The following is a 3,051-nucleotide window of genomic DNA, read 5'->3' as shown; positions in this document are numbered from 1 at the left end:
GGGCGCGGGCCGTGGGGTGCCTGGGTGCGTCAGCCGCGGGTGGCCATGGCGCGCAGGAAGAAGGTGAGGTTGGCCGGGCGCTCGGCGAGGCGGCGCATGAAGTAGCCGTACCACTCCTGGCCGTACGGGAGGTACACGCGCATGGTGTTGCCCTCGCCGGCGAGGCGCAGCTGCTCCTCGGGGCGGATGCCGAAGAGCATCTGGTACTCGAAGGAGTCGCGCTTGCGGCCGTTCCACTCGGCCAGCTGGCCGGCGATCTTGATCATGTTGGGGTCGTGCGAGGCGATCATCGGGTAGCCCTCGCCGGCCATCAGGATCTTGAGCGCGCGGACGTACGCGAGGTCGACCTCGTGCTTGCCCTGGAAGGCGACCGACTCGGGCTCCTTGTAGGCGCCCTTGCACAGGCGCACGCGGGAGCCGGCGCCGGAGAACTCGCGGCAGTCGTCCTCGGTGCGGCGCAGGTAGGCCTGGAGGACGACGCCCAGCCAGGGGAAGTCCTCGCGCAGCTCGCGGGCGATGGCGAGGGTGGAGTCGGTGGTGGTGTGGTCCTCCATGTCGAGGGTCACCGTGGTGCCGGCGTCGGCGGCGGCCGCGCAGATCCGGCGGGCGTTCTCCAGGGCGATCTTCTCGCCGTCCACCGGGAGGAACTGGCCGACGGCCGAGAGCTTGACCGAGACCTCGGCGCCGGCGGCCAGGCCGGTCTCCTTGAGCGCCTTGAGCAGGTGCTCGTAGGCCTCGGCGGTGCCGGCGGCCTGGGCGGCGTCGCGGGTGTCCTCGCCGAGGTGGTCCAGGGTGACCTTGCGGCCGGTGGCGACCAGGTCGTCACAGGAGGTGACGGCGTCGTCGAGGGCCTCGCCGGCGACGAACCGCTCGACTATCGCGTGGGTCGGCGGGAACTTCTCGACGACGGTGCGGACCTGCGAGGACCGGGACGCCGCGAGGAGGGCGGAACGGAGCATCGTGACTCCTGGAGCTGGTGCTTCTTGGGGTGGCAGAGAGGACGGGCGGCGGACCGGGGGGTGGGGTCCGCCGCCCGTGGGACGCGCCCGGCTGCGGGACCGGGGCGTCAGGGACTCGTTCGTCCCGGGAGGGGCACTCAGCCCATGTGCGGGTAGCGGTAGTCCGTCGGCGGGACGAAGGTCTCCTTGACCGAGCGGGTCGAGGTCCACCGCGTCAGGTTCTGCTTGGCACCGGCCTTGTCGTTGGTGCCCGAGGCCCGGGCGCCGCCGAACGGCTGCTGGCCGACGACCGCGCCGGTCGGCTTGTCGTTGATGTAGAAGTTGCCGGCGGCGTTGCGCAGCTTGAGCATCGCGTGCTGCACGGCCTCGCGGTCCTGGGAGATGATCGCGCCGGTCAGGCCGTAGGCCGACACCGACTCCATCTGGGTCAGCATCTCCTCGTACTTCTCGTCCTCGTAGACGTACACGGCCAGGATCGGGCCGAAGTACTCGTCGCGGAAGTACTCGCTCGCCGGGTCCTCGCAGACCAGGACGGTCGGGCGGACGAAGTAGCCGACCGAGTCGTCGTAGGTGCCGCCGGCCAGGACCTCGACCTTGGGGTCGGCCTGGGCGCGGTCGATGGCGGCCTTGTTCTTGGCGAACGCGCGCTCGTCGATGACGGCCGACATGAAGTTCGACAGGTCGGTGACGTCGCCCATGGTGAGGCCGTCGACCTCGGCGCGGAACTCGTCCTTCAGCTCGGCCCAGATCGAGGCCGGGACGTAGGCGCGGGACAGGGCGGAACACTTCTGGCCCTGGAACTCGAAGGCGCCGCGGGTCATCGCGGTCTTCAGCACGGCCTTGTCGGCGGACGGGTGGGCGACCAGGAAGTCCTTGCCGCCGGTCTCGCCGACGATCCGCGGGTAGGTGCGGTAGCCGGAGATGTTGTTGCCGACCTCGCGCCACAGGTGCTGGAAGGTGGCGGTGGAGCCGGTGAAGTGGATGCCGGCGAGCGCCGGGTGCTTCAGCGCGACGGCGGAGACGTCCAGGCCGTCGCCGGTCACCATGTTGATGACGCCCTTGGGCAGGCCGGCCGCCTCCAGCAGCTGCATCAGCAGGTGCGCGGAGAACTGCTGGGTCGGCGAGGGCTTCCACAGCACCACGTTGCCCATCAGCGCCGGGGCGGTCGGCAGGTTGCCGGCGATGGCGGTGAAGTTGAACGGGGTGATCGCGTAGACGAAGCCCTCCAGCGGGCGGTGGTCGCTGCGGTTCCACACGCCGTCCGAGGAGATCGGCTGCTCGGCCATGATCTGGCGGGCGAAGTGCACGTTGAAGCGCAGGAAGTCGACCAGCTCGCAGGGGGTGTCGATCTCGGCCTGCTGCGCGGTCTTGGACTGGCCGAGCATGGTGGCGGCGGCCAGGGTCTCGCGCCAGGGGCCGGCCAGCAGGTCGGCGGCGCGCAGGAAGATCGCGGCGCGGGAGTCGAAGGAGAGCGCCTGCCAGGCCGGAGCCGCGGCCAGGGCAGTGTCGATGGCCTCCTGCGCGTCCGCCTGGGTGGCGTTGCGCAGGGTGCCGAGCCGAGCCGCGTGGTTGTGCGGCTGGACGACGTGGAACTCGGTGCCGCCGCCCATCCGGCGCTCACCGTTGATCGTCATGGTCAGCTGGACCGGCTCCTGGCCGCCCAGCTCCTTCAGCTTGGCCTCCAGACGGGCCCGTTCCGGGCTGCCCGGGGCGTAGCTGTGGACCGGCTCGTTCACCGGCGCGGGGACCTGGGTCACAGCGTCCATGAGCGCACGCTCTCCTTCGTTTCTTGCGGGGGGATGCCGGCGCGGGTCGCACGTCGGCCACATGACGAACGCTATTCCTGCACCGGGCCCCGCTTGATTGGCCGGACGGCTAAAATCATCCGGACGGCGTTGTCCGCTTGGATGAAGGATCCGGGCGGTGAGCCCCCCAGCGCCCTCCGGACGCCCCCGAGGAGCCCGCATGACCACCCCCGGCCTCCCGCTCCGGCAGCTGCTGATGTCCCTCGGCGAGCCGCTCGTCGAACTCCAGGCCGCCCCGAACGGGCTGGACGTCCCGGTCCTGGACGCCGCCATCCTCGACCCCGAGG

General features: G+C 70.9%; 2 protein-coding genes. Both read right to left on the bottom strand.

The annotated features are described in order from the left end of the window. Nucleotides 1–29: 29 nt before the first annotated feature. Complete coding sequence (locus ABD308_RS02805; RefSeq protein WP_344324943.1) at nucleotides 30–959, bottom strand: proline dehydrogenase family protein; 930 nt, start codon at nucleotides 957–959, stop codon at nucleotides 30–32. Nucleotides 960–1,096: 137 nt separating this feature from the next. After that, entirely contained in the window at nucleotides 1,097–2,725 is a 1,629-nt protein-coding gene (pruA, locus tag ABD308_RS02800) for an L-glutamate gamma-semialdehyde dehydrogenase (protein WP_344324940.1), read from the bottom strand. Nucleotides 2,726–3,051: the final 326 nt, after the last annotated feature.

The sequence above is a fragment of the Kitasatospora putterlickiae genome, assembly GCF_039527695.1.
Lineage (GTDB): Bacteria > Actinomycetota > Actinomycetes > Streptomycetales > Streptomycetaceae > Kitasatospora > Kitasatospora putterlickiae.
Note: the sequence above shows the minus strand (reverse complement) of the source record. Positions and strands in the feature narration are given on the sequence as shown.

Coding starts and splice junctions, on each gene's coding strand:
- ABD308_RS02805 (WP_344324943.1), bottom strand. CDS start 959: ATGCTCCGTTCCGCCCTCCTCGCGGCGTCCCGGTCCTCGCAGGTCCGC.
- pruA (WP_344324940.1), bottom strand. CDS start 2,725: ATGGACGCTGTGACCCAGGTCCCCGCGCCGGTGAACGAGCCGGTCCAC.